22 protein-coding genes are annotated in these 25,995 nt (G+C 35.7%); 5 read left to right on the forward strand and 17 right to left on the reverse strand.

Annotated features, from left to right (window positions below; translation table 11 throughout):
* Window positions 1-224: 224 nt before the first annotated feature.
* Both gltS and hutG read right to left on the reverse strand, forming a co-directional pair.
* Complete coding sequence (gene gltS / locus MKX67_RS17310; protein WP_095372272.1) at window positions 225-1,430, reverse strand: sodium/glutamate symporter; 1,206 nt, start codon at window positions 1,428-1,430, stop codon at window positions 225-227.
* A complete protein-coding gene (gene hutG / locus MKX67_RS17315) occupies window positions 1,427-2,395 on the reverse strand; it encodes a formimidoylglutamase (protein WP_307316829.1) in 969 nt (322 codons plus the stop codon). The genes gltS and hutG overlap by 4 nt, the downstream gene beginning before the upstream one ends.
* A 154-nt stretch (window positions 2,396-2,549) precedes the next feature.
* On the opposite strand from hutG, the gene MKX67_RS17320 reads away from it, so the two are divergent.
* On the forward strand, window positions 2,550-3,434 hold the full coding sequence (locus tag MKX67_RS17320) for a LysR family transcriptional regulator (RefSeq protein WP_307316827.1): 885 nt from the start codon (window positions 2,550-2,552) through the stop codon (window positions 3,432-3,434).
* Window positions 3,435-3,487: 53 nt separating this feature from the next.
* Here MKX67_RS17320 and MKX67_RS17325 read toward each other — a convergent pair whose 3' ends face one another.
* From MKX67_RS17325 to MKX67_RS17335, 3 genes are all read right to left on the reverse strand, one after another.
* Window positions 3,488-3,688 (reverse strand): alpha/beta-type small acid-soluble spore protein, encoded by a 201-nt coding sequence (locus tag MKX67_RS17325; RefSeq protein ID WP_066191274.1) that lies wholly within the window; start codon window positions 3,686-3,688, stop codon window positions 3,488-3,490.
* Between the two features lie 117 nt (window positions 3,689-3,805).
* Window positions 3,806-5,011, reverse strand: a complete 1,206-nt coding sequence (gene thiI / locus MKX67_RS17330; protein WP_224935750.1) for a tRNA uracil 4-sulfurtransferase ThiI — start codon at window positions 5,009-5,011, stop codon at window positions 3,806-3,808.
* Window positions 5,011-6,153 carry a cysteine desulfurase family protein gene (locus tag MKX67_RS17335; protein ID WP_322910343.1) on the reverse strand — a complete coding sequence of 381 codons (1,143 nt, stop codon included), beginning with the start codon at window positions 6,151-6,153 and terminating at the stop codon, window positions 5,011-5,013. The genes thiI and MKX67_RS17335 overlap by 1 nt, the downstream gene beginning before the upstream one ends.
* Before the next feature lie 380 nt (window positions 6,154-6,533).
* Between MKX67_RS17335 and brnQ the strand changes: the two genes are divergently transcribed.
* On the forward strand, window positions 6,534-7,877 hold the full coding sequence (gene brnQ, locus MKX67_RS17340; protein WP_342488496.1) for a branched-chain amino acid transport system II carrier protein: 1,344 nt from the start codon (window positions 6,534-6,536) through the stop codon (window positions 7,875-7,877).
* Window positions 7,878-8,061: 184 nt separating this feature from the next.
* Here the strand turns inward: brnQ and ezrA are convergent, their stop codons facing one another.
* Window positions 8,062-9,759, reverse strand: coding sequence for a septation ring formation regulator EzrA (gene ezrA / locus MKX67_RS17345; RefSeq protein WP_342488497.1), 1,698 nt, complete (start codon window positions 9,757-9,759; stop codon window positions 8,062-8,064).
* A gap of 309 nt (window positions 9,760-10,068) precedes the next feature.
* On the opposite strand from ezrA, the gene hisJ reads away from it, so the two are divergent.
* Window positions 10,069-10,875 (forward strand): histidinol-phosphatase HisJ, encoded by an 807-nt coding sequence (hisJ, locus tag MKX67_RS17350; RefSeq protein ID WP_322910344.1) that lies wholly within the window; start codon window positions 10,069-10,071, stop codon window positions 10,873-10,875.
* Here hisJ and refZ read toward each other — a convergent pair.
* Window positions 10,861-11,502 (reverse strand): forespore capture DNA-binding protein RefZ, encoded by a 642-nt coding sequence (gene refZ, locus MKX67_RS17355; RefSeq protein ID WP_095372264.1) that lies wholly within the window; start codon window positions 11,500-11,502, stop codon window positions 10,861-10,863. The genes hisJ and refZ overlap by 15 nt on opposite strands.
* Before the next feature lie 178 nt (window positions 11,503-11,680).
* On the opposite strand from refZ, the gene MKX67_RS17360 reads away from it, so the two are divergent.
* Window positions 11,681-12,160 (forward strand): GAF domain-containing protein, encoded by a 480-nt coding sequence (locus MKX67_RS17360; protein ID WP_095372263.1) that lies wholly within the window; start codon window positions 11,681-11,683, stop codon window positions 12,158-12,160.
* Between the two features lie 60 nt (window positions 12,161-12,220).
* Here the strand turns inward: MKX67_RS17360 and megL are convergent, their stop codons facing one another.
* Window positions 12,221-13,408, reverse strand: a complete 1,188-nt coding sequence (megL, locus tag MKX67_RS17365) for a methionine gamma-lyase (protein WP_342488498.1) — start codon at window positions 13,406-13,408, stop codon at window positions 12,221-12,223.
* Between the two features lie 288 nt (window positions 13,409-13,696).
* Window positions 13,697-15,553, reverse strand: a complete 1,857-nt coding sequence (locus MKX67_RS17370) for a GGDEF domain-containing protein (protein WP_233435210.1) — start codon at window positions 15,551-15,553, stop codon at window positions 13,697-13,699.
* Between the two features lie 624 nt (window positions 15,554-16,177).
* Here MKX67_RS17370 and rpsD point away from each other — a divergent pair.
* Window positions 16,178-16,780 (forward strand): 30S ribosomal protein S4, encoded by a 603-nt coding sequence (gene rpsD / locus MKX67_RS17375; protein WP_095372261.1) that lies wholly within the window; start codon window positions 16,178-16,180, stop codon window positions 16,778-16,780.
* A gap of 258 nt (window positions 16,781-17,038) precedes the next feature.
* Here rpsD and MKX67_RS17380 read toward each other — a convergent pair whose 3' ends face one another.
* From MKX67_RS17380 to MKX67_RS17415, 8 genes are all read right to left on the reverse strand, one after another.
* A complete protein-coding gene (locus MKX67_RS17380; protein ID WP_095372259.1) occupies window positions 17,039-17,452 on the reverse strand; it encodes a MerR family transcriptional regulator in 414 nt (137 codons plus the stop codon).
* 455 nt (window positions 17,453-17,907) lie between these two features.
* Window positions 17,908-18,948 carry an NAD(P)-dependent alcohol dehydrogenase gene (locus MKX67_RS17385; protein WP_095372258.1) on the reverse strand — a complete coding sequence of 347 codons (1,041 nt, stop codon included), beginning with the start codon at window positions 18,946-18,948 and terminating at the stop codon, window positions 17,908-17,910.
* A gap of 429 nt (window positions 18,949-19,377) precedes the next feature.
* Window positions 19,378-19,740, reverse strand: a complete 363-nt coding sequence (locus MKX67_RS17390) for a hypothetical protein (protein ID WP_342488500.1) — start codon at window positions 19,738-19,740, stop codon at window positions 19,378-19,380.
* A gap of 381 nt (window positions 19,741-20,121) precedes the next feature.
* On the reverse strand, window positions 20,122-21,084 hold the full coding sequence (locus tag MKX67_RS17395) for a ketoacyl-ACP synthase III (protein WP_328198131.1): 963 nt from the start codon (window positions 21,082-21,084) through the stop codon (window positions 20,122-20,124).
* Between the two features lie 105 nt (window positions 21,085-21,189).
* On the reverse strand, window positions 21,190-21,531 hold the full coding sequence (locus MKX67_RS17400) for a hypothetical protein (RefSeq protein ID WP_095372256.1): 342 nt from the start codon (window positions 21,529-21,531) through the stop codon (window positions 21,190-21,192).
* Between the two features lie 250 nt (window positions 21,532-21,781).
* Complete coding sequence (locus MKX67_RS17405) at window positions 21,782-23,131, reverse strand: APC family permease (protein WP_233435376.1); 1,350 nt, start codon at window positions 23,129-23,131, stop codon at window positions 21,782-21,784.
* A 53-nt stretch (window positions 23,132-23,184) separates the two neighbouring features.
* Entirely contained in the window at window positions 23,185-24,621 is a 1,437-nt protein-coding gene (locus MKX67_RS17410) for an aldehyde dehydrogenase family protein (RefSeq protein WP_342488501.1), read from the reverse strand.
* The gene (locus tag MKX67_RS17415; RefSeq protein ID WP_095372255.1) at window positions 24,618-25,940 is read right to left on the reverse strand and encodes an aspartate aminotransferase family protein; all 1,323 of its coding nucleotides are present in this window, start codon (window positions 25,938-25,940) and stop codon (window positions 24,618-24,620) included. The genes MKX67_RS17410 and MKX67_RS17415 overlap by 4 nt, the downstream gene beginning before the upstream one ends.
* Window positions 25,941-25,995 lie beyond the last annotated feature (55 nt).

The following is a 25,995-nucleotide window of genomic DNA, read 5'->3' on the forward strand; positions in this document are numbered from 1 at the left end:
AAATAATTTATCTTTCTCTATCTCAATAGTTAGTTGATAAACACCAACTTCCCCTCTCTGAAATATGGGTAAATATCCCCCTTAACACTATCTTTTCTTTTTCACTTTAAATTCTCTTAATTACCAATATCTGAGTCCAAATTAAATTTATCAAAAAAAAACCGAGCTATATTCTCATCCCCTGAATGGAATAATTGCTCGGATTCTTCGTACAGTATGTTTGTTTAAGATAATAAATTGATGCTCGTAATGATAATCGGCATAGCAAAGACATCTATGAGAAAAGCCCCTACAATTGGTACAATTAAAAACGCTTTTGGGGATGGTCCATATTTCTCAGTAATGGCAGACATATTCGCCATCGCGTTGGGTGTTGCCCCAAGACCGTGACCCGTAAAACCACCGACCATTACAGCAGCATCGTAATCTTTTCCAAATAGCTTAAATAGAACAAAGATAGAGAACAATACGATAAAGACCACTTGAATAAATACAATGAATAGCATCGGAAGAGCAAGATCAGCAATTTCCCATAGTTTAATGCTCATCAGCGCCATTGAGAGGAATATACCTAATGTAATATCACCAATGAAATTGATTGATTTCATATCAATGATGCGTCCATTTACTTTATCGACAATATTTCTTACGATTACAGCAACAAACATTGCTCCAACATAGCTTGGTAATACAAAACCTGTTGCATTGGAGAATAACTCTCCTAATAATGATCCAACCGTCATACAAAAAGTAATAATGAGAACTTGTACCATAAAATGATTAGTAGAAGTTGGTGAATGATCTTTTTCCTCTTCTAATGTTGGAGCAATTTCACTGGCTGAATCACTTGATTGTTTAGGTGTTAATTTGTATTTATTGATTAAATACTTAACTGTCGGCCCCCCAACTAAACCACCAGCTATTAAACCAAACGTAGCAGCAGCTAATCCAGTGGATAGTGCAGACTCTATTCCTAATTCCTCAATGGTTCCGCCAAATGCCGTTGCAGCACCATGTCCACCTTCCATAGAAACAGCCCCCATCATGACACCTAGTAACGGTTCCAGACCAAGAGCGGTTGCTAGAGAAATACCAATTGCACTCTGACACAAGGCAAGTACGCCACAGGCAATCCAGTAGAAGATAAGTAGCTTGCCACCTAGCTTCACTAATTTAAAACTAGCCCCTAAACCAACCGTCGTAAAAAAGGTAAGCATAAAAATGCTTTGTAGTGATGTATCTAATTCAATGTTCATTAGCCCTGTTTGTTTTAAAATTAAAATAAGTAGAGCAAATAATAATCCGCCCACTACTGGTGCAGGTATACAATAACGATTTAACCATGTCACCTTTTTTATTAATACGCTACCGATTAACAAAAGGGCGACAGCAAGAAACAATGTTGAAATTGAATCTAAAGTGATGTTCATCTCTTTGTCCTCCTGTGAAATGCGCTGATTGCTTCACTCACCAATTGAGCTGCAACTGCTGCTGTTTGTCCATCTCTGTCTAATGAAGGATTAACTTCGGATATATCAAACGAAACCGTCTTATCATTATTTGTAACCAATCGAACAATTTCCCTTACCTCAAATGGAGTTAAGCCAAATGGAGATGGTGCACTTACACCTGGTGCGTAGGCAGAATTAACTGCATCCATGCACAGAGTTAACAGGCACACATCACATTCTTTAATAAAATTATTTATTACTTGTTTTGTTTCTTTTAAACCTTCCGCATGAATGGTTTCTTCTAGAATATAGGTTACACCTAGTTTGGAGGCAGTCTCGAAAAGAGAAGCAGTATTTCCTTGTTTTTGTATACCAAGGCATAAATAATTTGCATTTTCGTCTTGATCTAATATTTGTTTAAACATCGTACCCGATGACGGCGCTTCATCATATGATCGTAAATCAAAATGTGCGTCAATATTAATGATACCTAATTTCTTTTGTTTACCTATCGACTTCCTAACACCTAAATAATGACCGTAAAGTGTCTCATGACCACCACCTAATATGATAGGTGTAGATTTTTTATCGAGAATTAAGCTAACAAAATCCCCTAATTCTACTTGTGCTTCTTCCAACTGCTGACTATCACAAACCACATTACCAAAATCATAAATATTGGTATCAACATCATATGGAAAAGGTAATTTAGCAACTGCTTGTTTTATAGCATTTGGTCCCTCTTTCGCTCCTAGTCTACCGTTGTTTCTTCTTACTCCTTCTTCACATTCGAATCCGATAAGTCCATAGCTAGATATTTGCGTTTTATCACTCGGTGTGAGAAGATTTTCCGTTTTAATAACCTGATGGTATCTAAAACTCTTTCGATCTTCTAAAGAGTCAATTCTGCCTATCCATTGATCTTTCCTTCCTTGACTGTACATTGCGAACTCCCTCATTTTTATTAAATTTCTGAACTTTCTGTGTAGATACATTTAGAAACGTTTCGTATAAAAAAAGTATATAAAGAGTTATGCTATAATGACCAATACCAAATATATATATATCTATAGCTTTTAACTATAAGCAGGTGAAAAAATGGAAATAAGGAAATTAAAGTATTTTATTACAGTAGCTGATGAGCAGAGTTTTTCTAAGGCAGCACAAATTTTACATATATCACAGCCATCATTAAGTAATGCCATTATAAAATTGGAAAATGATTTAAAGATGGCGCTATTTAAACGAGATACAAGAAGCATTTATTTGACAGATATCGGAAAGGTTTTTTATCAAAGAGCTCTACATATAGTAAGACAATTCGAACATTTTCAACTAGAAGTTGCAGAAATGGCCGAAACAGGTGACGGTCATATTAATATTGGCATTATTGAATCTGCCAAGTTTTGGCTATTCAAAGTCATAAAGGAATTTAAAAATACCTATCCTGATATACACTTTCAATTTAATGAAGTACTTGGCCAAAAAGAAGTTATTTCTTCCATATTAGAAGGGGATGTTCATTTTACGATTACCAATCAGCCTATGCATAATCAATTAATAACTTCACACCCGCTTTATCATGAGCCTTTTATGTTAGCAGTTTACGAAACACACCCACTTGCTCGTAAAAATTCTGTAGAGCTCACCGATATTGCTAATCAGGCATTTATTATTAGTCGTGAGGGTTTCCAAACGAGAGGAGATGTGCTGCAAGCTTTTATGAAGGAACAGCTTTATCCAAAAATTGAATATGAAATCGAGCGCTTAGAAACTGCTTGTAAAATGGTTGAAGAAGGTTTAGGCGTGACTATTTTGCCTAAAAGCTATTTAGATTATAATCCTACACCTCATATTATTGGCTTGCCAATCACTTCTATTTTTCTTAATAGAACTGTTTACCTTGCTTATTTGAAAGACAGATCAATGACGCCTGCCATTCAAAAACTTTTAAACAAAATACGTCAATTTGAAGTTTTTTAAATATAAAAAAGGGCGAAGTGAGTACTCCGCCCTTTTGTAGCCATCATATTAAATTATTTTTGGTAACCACCTAATTGTTGTTCAGCCATTTGAACTAAACGTTTAGTGATTTCTCCACCAACTGAACCGTTAGCACGAGAAGTAGTTTCTCCACCAAGGTTTACACCAAATTCAGTTGCGATTTCGTATTTCATTTGATCAAGAGCTTGTTGTACACCAGGTACTACAAGGTTATTTGAGCTGTTGTTTGCCATGTGATTTCACCTCCTTGTGAGTATAGAATGTGTAGAATCACATGGCACTATGCAATAAATATTTGGTAATTGTTTCATTTAAATTTCTTTTTGTAATCTTTTTGTAATAAAGGTCGTTTAAAAAAGATCTTCCATCTCTTTTTCTATGTTTGAATTCGGCATAATAACAAGTTTTTCGGTATTTTCAACTGCTTTTTGAATATACGGCTCGAAGTCTGTATAGCTTTCAAAGTGTTGAACTTTTTCAAGCTTCGGCTTCGTTTTAGGTGATGAAGGTACAAATACGGTACAACAATCCTCAAATGGACGAATAGAAATATCATGCGTATCAATAGTTTGAGCTATGTCGATTATATCCGCTTTATCCATCATAATCAGAGGTCTTAAAATGGGTGTGCTAACCACCTCATTAATAGCATACATACTTTCCATCGTCTGACTGGCAACTTGCCCAAGACTCTCACCAGTAATAATGGATAATCCTTGATATTTTTCTCGTAGCGCGTCTGTTATTCTAAGCATTAACCTTCTTGTCGTTGTCATTGTATAGTTATCAGGAATTTGTTTTTGTATCAGCTGTTGTATTTCAGTAAAAGGAACAATATGAAGCGCCACGCCACCATTAATTCGAGAGAGCTTTTCCGCTAGATCAATGACTTTTTGTTTTGATCTTTCACTTGTAAATGGAGGGCTATAAAAATGAACAGCCTCGACTTCAATTCCTCTTTTCATGGATAAATACCCTGCAACAGGGCTATCAATCCCACCAGATAACATGAGCATACCTTTCCCACTTGAACCAGCTGGTAAGCCAACAGCTCCTTTAATATTCTCACATGAAATATAACTTGCTTCTTTTCTCACTTCAATAACTAAGTTTATACTTGGTTTTTTCACATCAACTGAGATAGAAGGCATATTTGTTAGTATATGTGCACCAAATGCTTGGTTAATACCAAACGTATCTAATGCAAAACTTTTATCTGCTCTTTTCGCAGTGATTTTAAACGTATCGCCTTCTTGATAAACCTTTTGAATTAATTGTAATGCCTTTTCCTTCATTGTATCTAAATCTTTTTCAACCTTCAAAACCGGACTAAAAGACTGGATACCAAAGACACCCTTTAATCTCTCAATAATCTCTTCATGTGGTTGGTCATTAAGCAGAACAAACATGCGATCTCTTTGCCCCTCGACCTTGATTTCAGGAAAATCATGTAGTACTCTCTTTACGCTTTTTCTTAATTTATCTATAAAATTTTTACGATTTCTTCCTTTAGTTGAAATTTCTCCATAACGAATTAATATTCTATCGTATTTCATTAAGCTTTCATTACCTTTCTCAGTTGAAATATAGTGTGTTTCACTTCATGAATAAACTTTTCTACCTCATCAGCCGTTGTATGATAACTTAAACTCACTCTAACAGCACTCAAGGCAATTTCTTCTTTTACACCCATAGCAAGTAATGTACTACTCGCTTGAGCATGTTTAGATGAACACGCACTCGTGGTAGAAATATAAATATCATTCTCTTCCAAGGCATGAACAAAAACCTCTGACTTAAAGCCTTTAACAGAGAAATTAAGAATATGTGGGGCTGTCGCCTTTATTGGCGTATGGATAATGACATCTTCTATTTCACTCAATGCTATTCTCATTTCATTCATTAAATGAGAAAGTTTAGAGCTAGAGTTGAAATAATCATTTGTCATCCTCAACGCTTTAGCCATCGCGACAATTCCACCAGTATTTTCTGTGCCGCTCCTTAATTCACTTTCTTGGTTACCACCTGCAAGGAGGGGCATTAGGGTTACTCCTTGTCGTAAATATAAAATACCCGAACCCTTTAGGCCATGAAATTTATGGCTTGACATTGTACATGCATCAATACCAAATTCATATAACTCCAGTGGGACTTTGCCTACTGATTGAACAGCATCGACATGAAAGAAAACCTTAGGATATTCTTTTAATAAAGTTCCAATAGCTTTAATTGGTTGAATGGTCCCTATTTCATTATTGACATGCATAACAGAGACAAGAATCGTTTCTTCCTTTATAGCTACTTGTAAATCATCTAGAGAAATTCTCCCATCCCCATCTACAGGTAGATAAGTCACTTCAAATCCTTCTTTTTCTAACTGCTTCATTGTCTCAATTACAGAAGGGTGTTCAATGGTTGTTGTAATTAAATGATTGCCACGATGCTGATATTGTTTAGCAATTCCTTTAATTGCCATATTATTACCTTCCGTACCACCTGAAGTAAACAGCAATTCTTTTTCTTTTACTTTAAGCAATTCTGCTATCTGTCTCCTCGCTTGTTGCAATAGTTTTTCAGCTTTCTCACCAACTCCATGGAGGGATGATGGATTACCAAAAAAGGTAGAAGAAACTTTTACAAACGCATCAATTACTTCTTTATATGGTTGAGTTGTTGCACTATTATCTAGATAAATCATTACGGCTCCTCCTTGAAGAACACTTATGCAATTTTTAATCATAGCATAATTTTCGCTTAGATAGAAATGTTATTTGTATAAAGACGAAATGTAATTTCACTATTTTGTAAAAACAAATTATTACGATACACAACCGAAAAAAAATTTGTGTATTAATACAGGTTTTGCTTTATAATTTTGGGTTTTTAATTTATAATGAAAATAATTGGTTTAAAAAAACTCCGAAAATCTATTCCTTTCAAAGTTTGCCACCGTTATTTCAATATACCCAAAATTACAACATTTTTATAATTCGACACATTTCGTCAAAACCATGGTACTATAGTTTCTGTTGAAAATTTTATAGTGACTATTGACGAGCGACTTAGGGGGTAAATTGTATGAATAATAACACACTTTCGTTCAAACAAATCTTTTCAATAGGTTTAATGCTCTTTGCTCTATTCTTCGGAGCAGGGAATATGATATTTCCACCATTTTTGGGACAAGAAGCTGGTACTTCTGTATGGGTAGCAATTATTGGTTTCCTAATTACTGGTGTTGGACTACCACTCATTGCTGTTATTGCCATTGCAAAATCTGGTGATGTACAGACAATGGCAAATCGAGTTCATCCATTGTATGGATTAATTTTTACTGTGGCAATGTATTTAGTCATTGGTCCACTATTTGCCATTCCTCGTACAGGAACAGTTTCTTATGAGATTGGAGTATTGCCGTTTTTATCTGAAAACGCTGCCAATTCAATTTGGCCACTTTTAATATTCTCAATTGTTTTCTTCGTGCTTACGACTTTATTAGCTATGAATCCAGGTAAGCTTGTAGATGTAATCGGTAACATTCTAACGCCACTACTATTAATTATTCTAGCTGTAATTGTAATAAAAGCGATTATTTCACCAATAGGAGACCCTCAAGCTCCAACAGGCGCTTATGTAGACAGTGCCTTCTTTAAAGGGTTTATTGAAGGGTACTTGACAATGGATACGATTGCCGCTCTTGTATTTGGTATTATCGTGATCAGTTCAATCAAAGGCTTTGGTGTTACGAAAAAAGCTTCAATTACAAAGATTTGTATTGCCGCTGGACTTATTGCCGCAGCTGGTCTAGCCATTATTTATGTATCACTTGCTTATATTGGTTCTACATCTCCAAATACATTAGGTGTACAACCAAATGGCGGTGCGTTATTATCAGTAGCCGCACAATTTTTATTTGGTTCTGCAGGTGGTTATATTCTCGGATTTGCGATCATTTTCGCTTGTTTAACAACATCTGTGGGATTAATCTCCTCTTGCGCAGCTTACTTTAATAAACTTGTACCAAGTATTTCATATAAAAAGTTCGTTATTATTTTCTCAATTTTTAGTATGGCCATTGCAAACGTCGGCTTGACACAATTAATTAATTTCTCAGTACCAGTGCTAACATTCCTTTATCCATTAGCTATTGTGCTTATCCTTCTCTCACTAATAAACAATGTATTTAAAGGAGCATCTATTGTATATATTTGCGCACTCATTCCAACAGGAATCATTAGCATAATTGATGGATTAAATGCAGCTGGTCTTGGGAGCGAAGGACTAAATAACACACTTTCTATCTTGCCGTTATTTAGTGTAGGTATTGGATGGCTTGTACCTGCTATCATTGGTGCAATTGTTGGTTTTATTATCGCTTTCAATACAAACCCGAAAGAACAGTTACAAACTCAAGAAGATTAAAAAAAAAGAAATAGTCACTAAGAAAAGCGAAGGAAAAGGGGCCTTCGCTTTTTTCTTATTGTTATTCATTTCTTTTGAGTTTTGTTCAGACAGTCAGTGCACTAAATTAAGTTCGTAATCACTTATAAACGAATGAAACAACTATAGCAAGCGAATTCAAACTAAAAAAACTGATGTAGCCACATCAGTTTTTTTCCTCTTCATTTATCCAATCTTTAATTTTCTCTAACGCTCCTGGTTCTACTTCTTCAATCGCGGTTGCTGCCAGTTCAAGTGCTGCTTTGTATTCATAATTCCTAAAGGCAAGCTCGGCATTCGTAAATTTTTCCTTTAACTCTAGGTGACGACTGCGATATCTATTACCATATTGAATGACCTTTTCAGTTAACGAAAATGTCTCTATCATATCCTCCGTGTATTCAACTGCTTTCTCTACTGATATTAAGGCTATTTCCATATAATCGTTAACAGAAGCAATATTTAGTGGCTTTTCTTCGAGTCGTAAGATGACCTCTTTAATCTGATCGTTTGCTTCTTTCATTACAAATTTATATTCTTCTGGTAAACCCGGAATATTACTTTTTGATACTAAGCGAGCTACGTCACTAACCTGCTTTTTTAAATCATTAATTTTTTCCCTAGCTACCATTTCGTCTTTACGTAATGCTTCTAATTTTTCACTAAAACGAGTTTGTTCCTCTTTTATCATATCTAATTCTTCTTTTACAGTTGTCAATTCTTCTTTTAAAACTGTATGGGGGACTTTTTGTTCCTTGATTTTATCTTCCAATACTTCATATCTTTTGATGGCATTAGTGAGTAGCTTCTGAAGTCTGTCCTGTGTATCACTTTCCGTGTCTGGTACATGATATGTATCGGAAATAACTCGCATTTCTTCTATTAAATCCATATGTCTTTCACTACTATCAATCAAGAGATCTTTCGCGTTGCTTTCTTCTTTAGAAACGAAGTGTTTCGCCATAACTTCCTTTTCTAGCTGTTCATATAAACTATCAATTCGTTCCTTAATTTCATCTTGGAGTTCAGAAGCAGCTTTTACGTTTATCTCTTCAACTAACTCAATTATTTTTTTAACTTCTTCTTCGATTTCAGTTATATTCTTTTCTACTTGGAGGTGTTCGAGTAGGTACCCTTGCTCTTTCATCTCCTCAAACCCATCCTTTAATTCTGCTAACTGATTAGGCAATTTATTATTGACTTCAACTAGTAATACAGGAATTTGATCTATATGATCATTCATTTCTTCCATCTTTTGATTTAAAGCAAGAACTAATTCTCGTGCCTCAAGATAGTTTCCTTCATTTGTTTTTTGAGTATATAACTCGAATTCATTATGCATTTCACCTAGCCTATTTTCGAGTTGTTCCCCCGGCTTGCCATAGGCATGACGTTGTGTTAGTAATCGCTTTTTATAATTGCGGTATGTATCTTTTAACGCTTCCATTTCGAGGCGGTTCTTTTCTTCACTTCCTACTAACTCTTTTAGCTCTATTAAAATCTGGTCGATTTGTTCCTCTACTAGGTTCAATTCCGCTTCAATTTTATTTAAGCTTTCCTTTGCTTTATTGAACCGATATTTATCTATGTATTCTTCCGCATCAAATAATGTCGTTTCAACCTCAGGAAGCTGTGATGTGACGATTTCGTCCCAAGCACTACGCCATTTTTCAAATAATTTTTCTGTTTGACCTGTCATATTTAGTGCCTTCACCTTCGATAATTCATCCAAAACAGGGTGATCTATAATTTCAAGCTTCCATGTCTCTAGTCGATCCACTTCCTTGAAGTATTTCTTCTTAAAAAAATACCCTGTAAAATAAATGCATATGAAAACTATGAGTACACCAATTACATATCCCATCTGTAAAGCCCCCTGTTCTGTTACCGCACCAAATATATATACTTAAATTAATCATTTTCTTGTTCATTTCAATGCTTTTATGATACCATGTAAACGACATTTTTTGACTATTATTTTAAGATTTTATTGAAATAATTGGACAAAATTCGTATAATCAATCTTTTTACATCTTAAATTGACCAGAAAAACTTCTATTTCCCCGTAAAAATAACTGAATAAAGTTAAATCTGCACGTATAAATGATTATTTTTATTTATCTCATATATCGCACGAAATAACAATTATTTCGCTATAAAAAGGAGCTTTCACGTGAAAAAAGATGGTCATATTCATACGCCTTATTGCCCTCATGGAACAAAGGATCATATGAAACATTATATTAATAGAGCGATAGAGCAAGGCTTTACTGATATCACTTTTACTGAGCATGCCCCTTTACCTATTGATTTTATTGACCCGGCGCCAGCCAAAGATAGTGCTATGAAAAATAGTGATATTGCCAATTATTTAGACGAAGTTGAGCAGTTAAAACAACAATATAAAAAGGAACTCAATATCCATATCGGACTAGAAGTGGATTATATTGAAGGGTATGAAGACGAAATAACGGCATTTTTGAATAAAATCGGCCCAAGTATCGATGACGCCATCTTGTCTGTTCATTTCCTAAAAGGGGAAAATGGTTATCATTGTTTAGATTATAGTCCTGATGTCTTCCAAGATATGATTAATGAATACGGGTCTATCGATGCCGTATATCAACATTATTTTCGTACAGTTCAAAAGTCCATCTTAAGCGACCTTGGTCAGTATAAACCAACGAGAATTGGACATATTACTTTAGTTAAAAAATTCCAAAAAAAATTTCCCGTTGAACAGGAATTTGAAAAGGAACTTAGTGATATTTTGAATGCTGTTAAAGACAAGCACTACGAACTGGACTATAATGCCGCTGGGCTCATTAAGCCGCTATGTCTTGAAAGTTATCCTCCTGCATCAGTCGCACAAAAAGCAATGAGTATGGGCATTCCACTTGTATACGGCTCCGACGCTCATCAAGCAAAACTTGTGGGATACGGTTGGAGTAAGTTAAATTCCCAGTTACAAAACATTTAGCAATGTCACCTGCTGCTCTTTTGGCTCTTTTCTACAAACAAAATGATCAATCCAAGCATGAGTCTCACGTACATACTTCTCCACAAAATAACTTTCATGGGGAACAAGGTAAAGCACTTCTGTTAAGTAATGACTATTAAGAAACGGCATAGTAAGCAGACTCTTCCATTGTAGGATTAAATACGCCGTCGTGTTTAAGTAGAATTCTTTCGTCTTGAATCCTTGTTCAAAGATTCTATTTAGATAATACTTTTCCTTTGTTAAATAAGTGGACATAATTTCTCGGACCATTTGCGAATCGATCGACATTTCTCTAATAATCAGTCTCGTTAATTGCACATTTTCAAATTGGAAATAAAGGATATTTTCAGCAACGGCCTTTAGGGAATGTGTCGGTCCTCGGTCTAAGAGATTAAACCCTTTCTCAATTTCTTGAATATATGCTTCATAATATTCCGTTAAACATTGCTCTAACAAACCATTTTTATTACCAAAATAATAGGATATATTAGCAACATTTGTTTTTGCTTTACTGGCGATATCCCTGACAGATGTTCCATTAAACCCTTTATGGTTGAAGAGATAGATAGCTGCATCAATTATTGCCACTTTAGCATTTTCTTTCATGCGCTCTTTCGCCTCCCTATAACAAGATTTTTGTTCAAATATCCTCTGTTCTTGTTATAATAAATCTATTCTTGCATAAAAGAGATTTTCCTTTTATTAATTGTCGACAAAGTCTCCCCTTTTAACCTATTTTATGGCATAATACCTTAAATACTTAAAGAAAGCATGGTGATGTATGATGTTTAACGTCGAAAATTATCAAGGAAATAAAGAAGAAAATTATCAACTAGTAATTAAGCAACTTGCTGCATTATTAGAAGGTGAAAAAAATACAATCGCCAACTTAAGTAATGCTTCTGCCTTATTAAATCAATTTTTAGACCGTACAAATTGGGTTGGCTTTTATTTAATGGAAGACGGAGAACTTGTTCTCGGACCATTTCAAGGATTGCCCGCATGTGTAAGAATCCCAGTTGGTAGAGGTGTTTGCGGCACTGCTGCTTCTAGACAAGAGACGCAAAGAATTGCAGATGTCCATGCTTTTCCTGGCCATATCGCATGTGATGCGGCTTCTCAATCGGAAATTGTCATTCCTATCGTAAAAGATGGAACATTATTAGGTGTCTTAGATATTGATTCTCCTGAAAAAGACCGCTTTGATGAAATAGATGAAAAGATGCTAGAAGCATTTGTAAAAGAATTAGTGAAGTTCTTATAATTTCAAGAAATGCGAACAAATAAGGATATATACATTTGTTCGCATTTTGATTAGATGATGTTATTTGAATTGATTTAACGCTTCAGAGAGATCTGCTTTAATATCTTCGATTGCTTCTAATCCCACTGAAAGCCGTAATAAATTATCTCCAATCCCCATTTTTTCTCTCTCTTCTTTAGGAACGACAGCATGTGTCATCGTTGCCGGATGTTGAATTAAAGTTTCTGCATCACCTAAACTCACAGCCACTTTAATTAGACTTAGATGATTCATCAATGCCTGCGCTTCTTTTTGTCCTCCTTTAATTTTAAAAGAAATAAGCCCCCCGGGTTGCTTCATTTGTTTTGCGATAATCTTAGCTTGTGGGTTATCAGCAAAACCTGGGTAATTAACCTGCTCAATTTTTTCATGATTTCGTAAAAATTCGGCAAGAATAGTAGCTTGTTGACTGTGTCGGTCTAATCGAATAGCTAATGTCTTGATACCTCTTAATAATAACCAAGCATCAAAGGGAGATATAATACCACCTATATCCTTTCTTGTATGTCTCGCAATGTCGTCCATCCACACTTTTTTACCTGCCACAATGCCAGCAATGACGTCTCCATGGCCACATAAATACTTTGTTGCACTATGGATAACAATATCACATCCAAATGAAATTGGATTTTGCAAATAAGGGGAACAAAAGGTGTTATCTACTACAACAGGGATTTGTTTTTCTTTACCTATTGCTGCGACCATTTCAAGATCAACAATATCAAGCGTTGGATTAATCGGTGTTTCAATGTAAATACAAGTGGTTTCTGGTGTAATACAACTCATTAACTCTTCTCTAGAGCTCATAGTAGAAAACTGATGTGAAATCTGGTACTTTTCTTCTAATAAATGCAATAGACCATATGTGCATCCATATACTCCTTGTGAGCATAAAATATGGTCTCCCGCTTTCGTTAATGTCATTAACACAGATGAAACAGCTGCCATTCCAGATCCAAATGATAATGCCGCTTCTGCCCCTTCTAATTCTGCCATTCGTTTTTCTAAGATCTCAACAGTCGGGTTCCCTAAACGTGAATAGACATACCCTGCTTCTTCAGAGGCAAACCTGCGAGCACCTTCCTCTGCACTTGAAAATGTAAATGTAGCTGTTTGAAATAAAGGTGGTATTAAACTGCCGTTATATAATTGACTATCATAACCAGAATGAATACATTTGGTCTCTATTCTTTTCTCGTTACCTTCCAAGGATATCTCCTCCAGGATTATGATTGAAAACGCTTACAATAATAAAAGTACAAAACATTACCGTTTAAATATAAAAAAAGATTCTTATAATTCAGAATATGCTATCACACAAGAATTTTCAACGATTATTATTATTTATCGGTGTCTAATTAAACAAAGAGGCTGGTATAAGTGGCGTTAACTAAATAGGATTGGGCGTTTGTGAACTAAGTGTCCAGTTTGGACATTAAAAGTTCTCATTCTAAACCCCATCTATTTAATTTCTATCCAACTAAACTAATCAACCTCTTAGTCTCTATCTTTTTCTAAAAAAACAACTTTATTTTTCCCTGCATTTTTCGCTTCATATAATGCTACATCAGCACGGTGAAATAAGGTTGCATAGCTCTCCTCTTCATTAGCTTTCCAATGTGACACTCCACAGGAAATACTCACATTTGGACTCGTTAATCGACTCACTTTTTCCTTTAACCTTCTAGCGATAGAAACACCGATCTTCGCATCTACATTTGGAAGATAAATCGCCAGTTCTTCTCCTCCCCATCTCGCGCCCACATCACTCGCTCTAATATGATGAATGATGATATCTGCTACTTGAATAAGAATATCGTCGCCGACTTGATGACCATATTCATCATTAATCATTTTAAAATCATCAATATCGATTAATATTAAAACACCTTTTTCATCACTTTTTAGTGAGTGTTCCACTTGATTATCCAAATAACTTCGTGAAAAAAGTTGCGTTAAGTGATCGGTTACGACTAACTTTTCTAATTCCTCTCTTAATAACGAATTCTTAAATGCAAGTGTTGTATGATGAATTAATGCTTGGAGTAATTTAAATGAATCAAACGGAAAGTAATAAGGCATAGGGTGCAAAATCACGACAAACCCCCACATATCCCCTAAGTTTCCCATTGGTACGGCCATAAGAGAACGGTAACTAGCTTTCATATAGGGAATCGTTAAATCGCCAATAAAGAGCGCATCTTTCTTCTCTAACATCAGTTTTTGCACATATGTTACAAAAGCTTTCGATTTCTTTGCAAAGAAGAAACTTGTGCTACCACTTAATGGAGTCCATTTTTCACCATCTTGAGACAAGAAAAAACCCACTTCTTCTGCATGAAATGATTTCTTTATTTGTTCTGTCATAAAATGAATCGTCTCTGTAAAACGCAAATCAGCATTTAATTGCTGTGATGTTTCATTTATAAATTGCAAATCACCAATTAATTGTTGTGACTGTTGATGTAATTGAATATTTTCAATGATTGCTCCTGTCATTTTCGCAATTAAACCAAAATACTTTTGATCTGCTTTAGGAATGGCATATATCCCTTTAGTAATCACTTGGAGAACACCATACACCCCCTGGCTTCCTAAAAAAGGAGCATATAGGACAATGTCAGTTGATGTTTGTTCTATTGTTACTTCGCCTGATACATACGCTTCAAGTGCGAGACTGTTTTCCTCCTGATAATCTAGATCCCTCACTGGTAATTGATTGATTTCTTCATAATCATGTGTCAACAATAAATAATATTGAAAAGAAGGATATAGCCTATCCAGAATTTTTAACATTTCACTTAATAATACGTCCAATTTTAATATTCTATGAAAACTAAAACGTTCGACAAATGCGAACAATTCCGTGTAATGCAGTTTTTCATCGTATAGCTCATTTATTTTACCTTTAAATAACACATAGGAACTCAAGACTTCTGTAAGCTCATTCATAAATGGTTGGCTCAACATAAATTGCTGATCCTCCCTTAGCAAAACCAAATACTCTGGTAAACCATCTAACCGCTGAAGGAAGAAGATGAGTAAGCATCCATCTTTACTCGAATAAGTTCCCTGTTTTTTATTAATATAGAATGGATGATCTTCACGATAAACCTCATCGATAGGAATAATAGCAGGTAAAGACAATAACTCAGCATGGTATTCTCCTTCAATGAGATATGCCCTTTTCCACTCATTTACGAAATAAAATCCCGCTGCTATACATCCTAAACTAGTAGCAACCTCTTTAACAAAATCATCAAATTGATTCTTAGAAATGTTCCCTTTATATATAAGGTCCAATATTTTACTTTTTATTTCTAGTAACGCTTTTACTTCATTTTCCTTATCCATAGTTATATCACCTATATTCAAAAGTGGTTTGTTTATCACCCACATTTTAGATAGAATATGTACTAAATCCAGATGTATAAAACAGACATAATTAATCGTCTCTTAAATGGTATGAAGATTGTCATTTTTATGACTTAACAAATGACAAAAAAAGATAATCACACTTAAATATATTTATTATTACACTTAGCTATTTTTTTCTATACTATAGTTCTTTTAACCTACTCCAAAACAGATACTTTAGAACTATATTATATCATATATTTTACAATATCAATCATTCTTTATTATAGTTTTTACTATGTTCATAAGGAATTGACTCATTTTCATTAATTGTTTTCAACTTACAACCTCGACATTGAAGATTACTGATTGACTACATATTACACTCAGCAAAACATTGACTTCTAATGAATAAAGATTGTATAATAGTCTTTGTGTAAAATATCGCAGCTTTTGTGTGTACTTTAATGTTTCATTTTGTTCCTCTAACAATCTTTGTTGATGGGGTATTGTGTAACCCTCTGCTGCGAGGGCGAAGATACTTGAAAACAAAATGTGCGTAAAGATGACCACAACTGTTTTTATTTTACCCAAATAAAAACAAAAAGGAGGAGTCATATTATGGCTCGTTATACTGGCCCAAGCTGGAAATTATCTCGTCGTCTTGGTATTTCTCTAAGCGGCACTGGTAAAGAATTAGAAAAGCGTCCTTACGCTCCTGGACAACATGGTCCTAACCAACGTAAAAAATTATCTGAGTACGGATTACAATTACAAGAGAAGCAAAAGCTTCGTCACATGTATGGTGTAAATGAACGCCAATTCCGTAACTTATTCGATAAAGCTGGTAAAATGACTGGTAAACACGGTGAAAACTTCATGATTCTTTTAGAATCTCGTTTAGACAACGTTGTTTATCGTCTAGGTTTATCTCGTACTCGTCGTCAAGCACGTCAACTTGTGAACCACGGTCACATCTTAGTTGATGGCAAGCGTGTAGATATCCCTTCTTACCGCATGCAACCAGGTCAAACAATTACTCTTCGCGAAAAATCTCGTAACCTAGATATCGTGAAAGAAGCAGTTGAAGTTAGCAACTTTGTTCCTGATTTCGTATCTTTCGATGCAGATAAACTTGAAGGTTCTTTCACTCGTTTACCAGAGCGTTCTGAACTTCCAGCAGAAATTAACGAATCTCTTATCGTTGAGTTCTACTCTCGTTAATATTAGCATTAAGCATTTTAATGCTAATAAACCCCTTGAAATGTTGTTAGATCAACATTTCAGGGGTTTTTTCGTTTTTATTTACTTTGCAAAACAGGGTAAGATAATGCTTTTTGGGACCAAGTTGGGGCCAAAAAATAATAGGAAGAGTGCCCGTTTGCTTCATATTATTACTCATTCTTCAAATCCCGGACATCGTACTTGACGGTTCACAAGGAATAAAAGAACTTACAGAATGACTTTGTCTTAGAACTATATTTAGTTAAAAGGAATTTCTATTTTATTATTTTTATGAATATCTTCAGTTCCGGAATCCAAAGCTGTTCTGTAATACCAACATTTATGCTTGATGAGTTCCATTGTCTTGTTTAATTCCTCTAGTTGTGATTCCACTATAGCTTTTCGTTCCATGAACATATCAAATCTTTGTTGCAAGGTGGAATCTCCTTCAGAACACCAATCAATAAAATTTTTTATTTCTTTAATAGGCATTCCGGTGGCTTTTAAACATTCAATTATTTTTAAAGCTTCGATATCGGATTCTTTAAACTGTCTTGTTCCCCTAGCAGTACGTTCTATAAATGGCATAAGTCCTTCTTTGTCGTAGTAGCGCAAGGTATATACGGTAAGATTCAATTCTTTAGCAACCTCGCTGATAGAATATGTCTTCATTATTACTCTCCGTTTCTTTATTTACGATATAGATTTCGAGTTAACTCTAGAAATGAAAGAAATTATATCATGGTATTTGTTGATTGGCAAAGGCATCTGTTCATTAGAAATTGGGTAAAAAGAATAAATGGGTCATTTTAGCTAGAGTTAACTGTAATATATAAGAGAAAAAAAGCAAGATTTGATATGAACAGAGGCTATTTTAAGATGAGTTCTTAGTTTAATCTGGTATAAGTGTTATAAAAAATGGATTAGGAATGATAGAGCGTCAGATTCAGAAAAGGTATATTTTGAAGAATACAGTAAATTGATGAAAAGCAAAAATTGGGATTTGTAAAGAAAAATTCAGAACATAGGTCTTAACGAACAAATAAAGACGTCTTTTTAGTTACTAATATTTAATTTTTATAGGGGTACCGCCATTGGCTGTACCCCATAAATATCGCTTACGTCATTCACATTGTACTGATGTCAATTACAAATCTATACTTCACATCGGAAGCTACTACTCGTTCATAAGCTTCGTCAATTTGATCAGCTGAAATCACTTCAATTTCAGGAGTAATATTATGTTTAGCACAAAAATCCAACATTTCCTGTGTCTCCCGGATGCCTCCAATCATAGACCCAGCAAATGAACGACGATGACCGATTAGATTGAACACGTTTAGTGACAGTGGTTCTGCAGGAGCGCCTACGTTTACTAGCGCGCCATCAAGATTGAGTAGTCCTAAATAGGCATCCAGATTAATCTTTGCACTTACCGTATTAATAATTAAGTCATAGCATCCAGCAAGTTTCTCGAATGTTTCTGGGTCACTTGTTGCATAGTAATGATCTGCACCTAACTTCAGACCATCGTCCATTTTCTTCAATGTTCGAGACAGAACAGTGACTTCAGCACCCATTGCATGTGCAATTTGAACAGCCATATGTCCAAGCCCCCCCATACCAACAATTGCTACTTTCTTGTTAGGACCTGCTCCCCAATGATTTAACGGAGAATATGTTGTAATACCCGCACAAAGTAATGGTGCTGCTACGTCAAATTCAATATTATCAGGTATTCTGAGTACGAAATCTTCCGATACGACAATGTGGGTTGAATAGCCACCTTGAGTGGGCTCCCCGTATTTATCAACACCTGCATAAGTATCGACTTTTCCTTTTAAACAATATTGCTCTTCTCCTTTACGGCAGTTCTCACACTCACCACAAGAATCAACCATACATCCGACTCCTACTCGGTCCCCAACCTTATACTTTGTCACCTCGGCTCCAACATCTGTGACGATTCCCGCAATCTCGTGTCCGGGTACAAGTGGATAGTTCACTGGACCCCATTCACCATGAGCAGTATGAATATCAGAATGACATATGCCCGCATATTTAATTTCTATCAGAACATCTTGTGAATCAAGATCACGTCTTTTAATTTCTGCAACTCTAAATGGTTTGTCTGGACCGTCTACTGCTCTTGCTTTAGCTGTTATCATTTGTTTAAACCTCCAATAATTTGATTTTAAAGAGAATTGACCTGTTTGTTTCTTACAAAACTAGAATAACCCCTCTAGTTAACTCTAAGTCAAGGTATAAGTTTATATGCAGAATCAAGCCAGCAAAATTATATAATAGTGATACTCCTTATGTGGAGTGTTTTGTAGGAATATACCTTTCCATTGTGTGAACAAACTAAAAATGTAAATACTTGTAAAAAGAAAGATGAGATGTATTTGATAAACAGAGTTGATGAATTTAGAAAAGGAGCGAGGTTTGAACCAAAGAGATTTCGCTAAAGCAATTCGTTAAGACAAACTGGCTAGAAGCGAATTTACTTAATTAGTAATTAATTTGTGAAAAGATGTTCTTTAAAACAAACAGCTGTTCAGGTAAAAAGCCCCTCTCGATTGAGAAGGGGCTTTTTACTAAAACTCGTCATAACTTACTAAGGAAAAGTCATCCTTATTTAATTTCCTTTTACAAATATCCATATAATCACAAACATTGTTCTTGAAGTTTTTTATAATGTCTACTAAGGCATCCTCAATTTTTAAGCCATATCCTATTGCTCCTTCAAAACCACCTAAAGGATCTTTTAGTTTTAGATTTGTATAACCAATAAAGGTATTAGATTCTTTTTGTTCATAGATTCTCACTTTAAAGGAACCAAAAGGAATTTGGTCACCTTCATATACTTCTTCAAAAAAAGATAAAGCAGATACTTCAAACTCAGCCACTAACTTTTCAATTGTATTAATTTTCTCTATATCTAAATCCTTCCAACTCATTCAATCCCCCCATTTTTTTTGGAGCTTAACATTTTACTTTCATTCTTTTTATATCTAACCATGCCGTAAACTTCACCTAATACATGAGTTCCAGAGTATTTCCCCCAAAGGAAACTGCTTAGGCAATTCACATATGGAGAACTTTTTTGGATTACTATATCAGGTAATGTATTTCAGAAAAGCACGCTACTCATTTGAGAAAATTAAAGGAGAGTAGATCATTCATTATATAAATAAACGCATAAAGAAAAAATGGCAGGTATGAGTGGTTCAATACCATATTCATACCTGCCAAATAGTTACTTAATATAAAGCTCTCACTTTTAGGAGTCACTACTATATGTTGGTTTTTCTTTATTTAATAATGGTATACCTCCTTGCTTAATACTTAAACAACATGGCAACCATCTCATGCCCCGCACCAATAGTCCAAAATAACACCGTATCGCCTCTTTTAATCCTTCCTGTTTCAATACCTTCATATAAACAAATAAAAGGACTACTTGTAGTGGTATAACCGTACTTATCACCTATGTAGATGATCTTTTCCTGTGTGATTTCAAAATGTGATTGTATTTTCTTAATGTTTGATAAAGCAAATTGAGAGAAACAGTAAGCATCTACATCTCCTATTGTTAGGTTATTTCTTTCAAGCAACTCTTCAATCATTTCACAAGCTACTGGAATGGCCATTGCTCCATCAAAAGGTAGGAAAACAATATTTTCTGCTTGTCCTCTCGTTTGAGAAAAACCTGCCTGCGGATAGACAATATTATCTTTATTCGCAGAATCCACTTCGAATATGGCATCAATAAAACCTGTTTCTTCTGTTGTTTTTTCTAAAATAAGAGCTGCTGCTCCATCAGCAAAGTTGGCAAAGGTAATCTCTTGCTGAGGGTGAGATATGAGGCTATTCGCATCCGATCCAATCACCAATGCTTTTTGCACACGTGGATTGGCCATCATGTAACGTGACACATTTTCCACTGTTAAAGTCATACCTGCGCAATTTGCATTACTATCATATATCATTGTATGATTCTTGGCACCAATGGCCTCATGTACATACATCGCATGACTTGGAAACGTCCTTTCAGGTACCTGTGTGGAAAAAACGATCAGATCTATATCCCCTCCAGCCATTTCAGCCTTAGTTAATACCTTTTTCGCTGCTTCTATTCCCATTGATAAGCTATTTTCCTTACTGTTATCAATGATGTATCGCTCTTTTCTACCCATGATTTCAAGGAAATGTGTAATATCCCTCCCTTGTTTCTTAAAATGTTCAATATAAAAATCATTTGTCACAACATTCTCAGGATGATAAATAGCTATTGCACGCATTTTAATATTCTGTTCTGTCACTTTCAATTCTCCTCTTGATATGATTTATTTTCCATATAAATAAGTATGAAGAGCTACCCAAATAGAATAGCTCTTCATACTTATTTAAGCCTCTTCAACACTCGCTTGTAAAAGACCCGCGTTTCTCGCCACTCTTGCCAATTGCATTTTGAGGACTACATTTTCCTTAATCGTATAGATGACTTTCTTGAAGCCTGTCTCTTTATACATTTTCATCACTTCTGTCAAATTATCAGACAGCTCTTGAGATAAAAGCTTCATTTCCGTACAATCAACAAAAAGGTCATAATCCGGTCCATTGATCGGACCGATTTTTGCCACATATTCCTCAACAAAAAGCTTTGCATCCTCCATCGTCATCTGCCCTGCTACAGACATATTTACTATTTTACTTGCTTCATTCACATGAATCGTTGCTTTTTTCATTTTCCTATAACTCCTTATTATTTTTTACTCGCATATAGGTCTTTACACCCACAAACGAGTTATAAGACTATATAAAACTATTAGTCTACTATAATAATATCGGATGATTAATAAAAATTTTACTAGAATATAGGAAAATAGGCACAAAAAAAAAAGCACCCTGTTAGGGTGCAAAATACTTTTATCACTCATATGCTAGCAAAATCTTCTTTGAAAAAATTTCTTGCTACATTCGTAAACAAATGAATGGTTACATTGTTTTTGAACTAGATATATCTTTGCTACTCTTCATATAAGTTTCCCGTTTAAGATAGATTAATAGACCACCTATAACCCACCAGCCTGCAAAGATGACCCATTCATATGGCCAGATTAATGCAGCAGGCATTCCTGGGAAAAAGAGGATAATAAAGCCAATACTTAATAGAACCGCTAACCACCCGACAATATTAGAATTCCCTGCTTTGAATGGTCGAAGCATATCTGGCTCATTTTTACGTAATTGCAAAAAGGCAATAGAGACGATTAAATAGGCAAAGAGAACGGCCAACCCACCAGCGTCTACTAACCATACAAGCATTGGACGACCTAAGAGTGGCGCTAACATTGATAGTCCACCAATAAACAGAATCGCATTCGTTGGCGTTTTATTTTTCGGATGTAAGCGACCAAACCAAGCGGGAATCATTTCCTTCTCTGCCATTGAGCAAAGAATACGACTACCTCCAATAATAAAGGCATTCCAACTCGTCAATATCCCAGCAATTCCTCCAAGAATCAAAATGGTGGCAAAATGATCAGAACCATATATGATTGCCATCGCATCCGCGGTTGGTAAAACCGATGTCGAAAGAGTTGTTTTATCTACTGCTATTCCTACTGCTATGACTACTCCAATATAGAATATAACAGCAAAGGCAACTGACATTATTAAAAGGCGTCCAATCGATTTTGGAGGTATATTCATTTCCTCAGCCGTTTGTGGGATAACGTCAAAACCGACAAACATAAATGGAGTCATCACTAGAACAACAATAATACCTGAAACGCCCCCTACAAAAAGTGGTTCAGCATCTGCTAAGCTTCCAGTCACACCGGCACCTGCAATGAGCATGACACCAATTAAAGCAATCACAATCGTTAATACCATCTGTAAAAAGGCAGCTGATTTCACACCAAAGAAGTTAAAAATGGTAACAAATAGGGCACCTGCGACTCCTACTAAAACCCAGGATAGATAGACATCATAATCATTGATGGTGTACATATAACCAACTTTATAATTAGGAAACAAATATTCTACAACGGTCGGCAGGGCAACTGCTTCAAAAGCGACGACTGATATATAGCAAAGTGCTAACCCCCAGGCAGCAATAAAAGCAGACTTACGTCCAATACCTCTTTCTGCAAAAATCATCGTTCCCCCATTTGTCGGCATTGCTGATGATAATTCTGCATAAGCAAGTCCGACAAAAGAAACTAAAATACCGCCAACAATAAAGGCAATCGTTGCTCCAACAGAACCAGCAGTATGAACCCAGTTGCCTGAAAGCACAACCCACCCCCAGCCAATCATTGCACCAAAAGACAAAAACAACACATCGAATCGAGACAGGACTTTATTCTTGTTAATAAAATTCAACCCTTTCAGATTTAATTGCCATCTAATGTTTCAAAAGTTTGTATAGATACTGTTTTTATCTCTGTAAAAAACTCAATTGCTGCTTGTCCCTGTTCTCTGCTACCTGAGCTTGATGCCTTCATTCCCCCAAATGGTGCTTGGGGTTCTGCACCTCCAGTCTCTCCATTAACTTGAACCATACCTGCTTCAGCATGTTGAATAAAATGAAATGCTTGGTGAAGATTATTCGTGAAAATAGAAGCGCTTAGGCCATATTTAGAGGAATTCGTTGCTTCTAATGCCTCCTTGTAATTCGCTACTTTCCTTAAACAAAGAACTGGGCCAAAGATTTCTTCCTTAACAATCGTCATGTTTTCTTTCACATTTTCAAAAATTGTCGGTTGAATATAGTAACCATTTTGCCAATATGTATCAGCAAGCGACTTCCTACCGCAAACAAGCTCTGCACCTTCTCCCAATCCTTTTTGGATATAGGATTGTACTTTTTCATATTGTCTCTTTGATACCACCGGACCAATATCTGTCATCTCTGATAATGGATCTCCTATTTTCAATTCATTGATTGTATCCTCCAATATCGTTTTAAAAGAATCATAGACTGCCTCCTCAACATAAACGATGCCCGTTGCTGTACAGCGTTGTCCTGATTGTTTCATTGCACCGTCTATACATGATTGCGCAGCAAAAGATAAATCACAATCAGCCATTACAATCGCAGGGTTTTTCCCGCCTAACTCAAGTTGGTACTTCTTTTGCTGAGATGCAGCAGTAACAGCAATTTGATTGCCTACTTGGTTTGACCCTGTAAATGTAACTGCAGTTATTTCTTTATGACGAACTAATGCCTCTCCAATCGTTGCTCCTGAACCATTAACCATTTGTAGCACATCTTTAGGTAACCCTGCTTGCCACAGAATTTCTGCTAGTTTTATTGCTGTTAATGTAGATTCCTCTGATGGTTTCCAAACAACTGTATTTCCGAAAACTAATGCTGGGGCCATTTTCCAGGTTGGGATGGCGATTGGAAAATTCCATGGAGAAATAACAGCTATCGGTCCAATCGGCACTCTAGAAGAGTAGAGAGTTTTTCCAATAAACGCAGAAGGAAGATGCTCTCCAATTTGTCTCCATCCTTCTTGCCCATAATATCGGAGAATCGCTGCTGCTCTTCCTATTTCACCTCTCGTCTCTCTTATAACCTTTCCTGTTTCTTTTGTCGCAAGTATAGCCAGTTCTTCCATATTTGCTTCTAATAGATCTGCAGCTACTCGTAAAATTTCCCCACGTTCAATTGAAGGCTTGTTTTTCCATTTTAAAAAGGCTTGCCTAGCAGAAGTAGCCGCTAAGTCTACTTCCGCTAGGGATGATTCTTCTACTTCTCCTATTAATTCATCAGTATTAGCAGGGTTATAGCGCATATACTTTTTTTTATTTGTATCAATCTTCAACCTTTTAACACCTCTCTCTTTACATTCGAAATCGCCTGGTCAAGGATATTAACCATCTGCTCTACTTCTGCTTTGTTTATGATGAGCGGCGGTGAGAAAACAATCGAGTCATGATCATACGTAACTGTTCGCAAAATCAACCCTAGCTTCGCAGCTTCCTTCACAATGAGTGGACTTAAATATTCAGCAAAACGCTCACCAGATTGACTATCTTTGACAATGTCAATGCCACCAAGTAAACCAAACCCTCTTGCATTTGTCACGATTTCATGTTTTTCTTCTAAGTACTTTAGCCCTTTATACAATTCCTCTCCCATTTTTTTTGCGTTCTCAATAAGACCATTTCTCTCAATGATTTCAATATTTTTCAAAGCAACATTACAAGCCACTGGATGACCGCTATACGTATAACCATGCAACAGAGTGCCCTTTGAGAGAGTCTTAAAATCATTGTGTAGGCGATCATTAAGTGCAACTCCACCTAATTGGGCATATCCACTTGTTACACCTTTGGCAAAACAAAGCATATCTGGTTGAATCTCTTCATGTTCAATGGCAAAATATTTTCCTGTTCTTCCAAAGCCAGTAATGACTTCATCGATAATCATTAAGATGCCATATTCATCACATATTTTTCTTATCTCTTTAAAGTAGCCTTCTGGTGGGAGGTTGACTCCGCCTGCACCTTGAACAATCTCAGCAATAAAAGCGGCTATTGTCTCAGGTCCTTCCTTCTCTACTAATGTACGGAATTCTTCTACGCTCGAATTTACATAGTGAAAATGGGGCGCATTAGCATTTGTAAAATCACGAAACGGTTTTAACCCTGTAGCACTTGTAGCCCCCATTGCAACACCATGATACGACATTTTCCGGGAAATAATTTTTTGGCGCTCTGGTTGATCCTTTAATATCCAATAATGTCTTGCTAATTTAAATGCCGTATCGTTTGATTCGGAACCCCCTGATGTAAAAAAGACAGCATTCAGATCTCCTGGTAGTATTTTTGACAACTTTTCTGCTAAGCGGATCGCTGGCTCATTACTAAAAGTGCTAAAATTAGATGTAAAGGCGAGTTTAGACATTTGTTCATAAGCTGCTTCAGCCATTTCCTTCACACCATGGCCTATATTGACATTCCAAAGCGAGGACATACCATCAATAACTTTATGTCCGTTTGTATCTGTCAAATATACGCCCTTACCCTCTGTAAATATATGGCTCGGACCTTCCGCCTGTTGCTGGGCAATTGAGCTAGTTGGATGGATAAAATGCTTCTTGTCTAATTCAGATAACTCTGTGGTTAATAATGTCGTCATGTCAATTCCTCCATTATGTGATTATTTAGAATATTATTATTTATAATGCAATTCT

The organism is Cytobacillus sp. FSL W7-1323, assembly GCF_038595015.1.
Lineage (GTDB): Bacteria > Bacillota > Bacilli > Bacillales > Cytobacillaceae > Cytobacillus > Cytobacillus kochii.

Bases quoted from the DNA above. Each gene is read 5' to 3' on its own strand.
- gltS (WP_095372272.1), bottom strand. From the start codon at position 1,430: ATGAACATCACTTTAGATTCAATTTCAACATTGTTTCTTGCTGTCGCC.
- hutG (WP_307316829.1), bottom strand. From the start codon at position 2,395: ATGTACAGTCAAGGAAGGAAAGATCAATGGATAGGCAGAATTGACTCT.
- MKX67_RS17320 (WP_307316827.1), top strand. From the start codon at position 2,550: ATGGAAATAAGGAAATTAAAGTATTTTATTACAGTAGCTGATGAGCAG.
- MKX67_RS17325 (WP_066191274.1), bottom strand. From the start codon at position 3,688: ATGGCAAACAACAGCTCAAATAACCTTGTAGTACCTGGTGTACAACAA.
- thiI (WP_224935750.1), bottom strand. From the start codon at position 5,011: ATGAAATACGATAGAATATTAATTCGTTATGGAGAAATTTCAACTAAA.
- MKX67_RS17335 (WP_322910343.1), bottom strand. From the start codon at position 6,153: ATGATTTATCTAGATAATAGTGCAACAACTCAACCATATAAAGAAGTA.
- brnQ (WP_342488496.1), top strand. From the start codon at position 6,534: ATGAATAATAACACACTTTCGTTCAAACAAATCTTTTCAATAGGTTTA.
- ezrA (WP_342488497.1), bottom strand. From the start codon at position 9,759: ATGGGATATGTAATTGGTGTACTCATAGTTTTCATATGCATTTATTTT.
- refZ (WP_095372264.1), bottom strand. From the start codon at position 11,502: ATGAAAGAAAATGCTAAAGTGGCAATAATTGATGCAGCTATCTATCTC.
- MKX67_RS17360 (WP_095372263.1), top strand. From the start codon at position 11,681: ATGTTTAACGTCGAAAATTATCAAGGAAATAAAGAAGAAAATTATCAA.
- MKX67_RS17370 (WP_233435210.1), bottom strand. From the start codon at position 15,553: ATGGATAAGGAAAATGAAGTAAAAGCGTTACTAGAAATAAAAAGTAAA.
- rpsD (WP_095372261.1), top strand. From the start codon at position 16,178: ATGGCTCGTTATACTGGCCCAAGCTGGAAATTATCTCGTCGTCTTGGT.
- MKX67_RS17380 (WP_095372259.1), bottom strand. From the start codon at position 17,452: ATGAAGACATATTCTATCAGCGAGGTTGCTAAAGAATTGAATCTTACC.
- MKX67_RS17385 (WP_095372258.1), bottom strand. From the start codon at position 18,948: ATGATAACAGCTAAAGCAAGAGCAGTAGACGGTCCAGACAAACCATTT.
- MKX67_RS17390 (WP_342488500.1), bottom strand. From the start codon at position 19,740: ATGAGTTGGAAGGATTTAGATATAGAGAAAATTAATACAATTGAAAAG.
- MKX67_RS17395 (WP_328198131.1), bottom strand. From the start codon at position 21,084: ATGCGTGCAATAGCTATTTATCATCCTGAGAATGTTGTGACAAATGAT.
- MKX67_RS17400 (WP_095372256.1), bottom strand. From the start codon at position 21,531: ATGAAAAAAGCAACGATTCATGTGAATGAAGCAAGTAAAATAGTAAAT.
- MKX67_RS17415 (WP_095372255.1), bottom strand. From the start codon at position 25,940: ATGACGACATTATTAACCACAGAGTTATCTGAATTAGACAAGAAGCAT.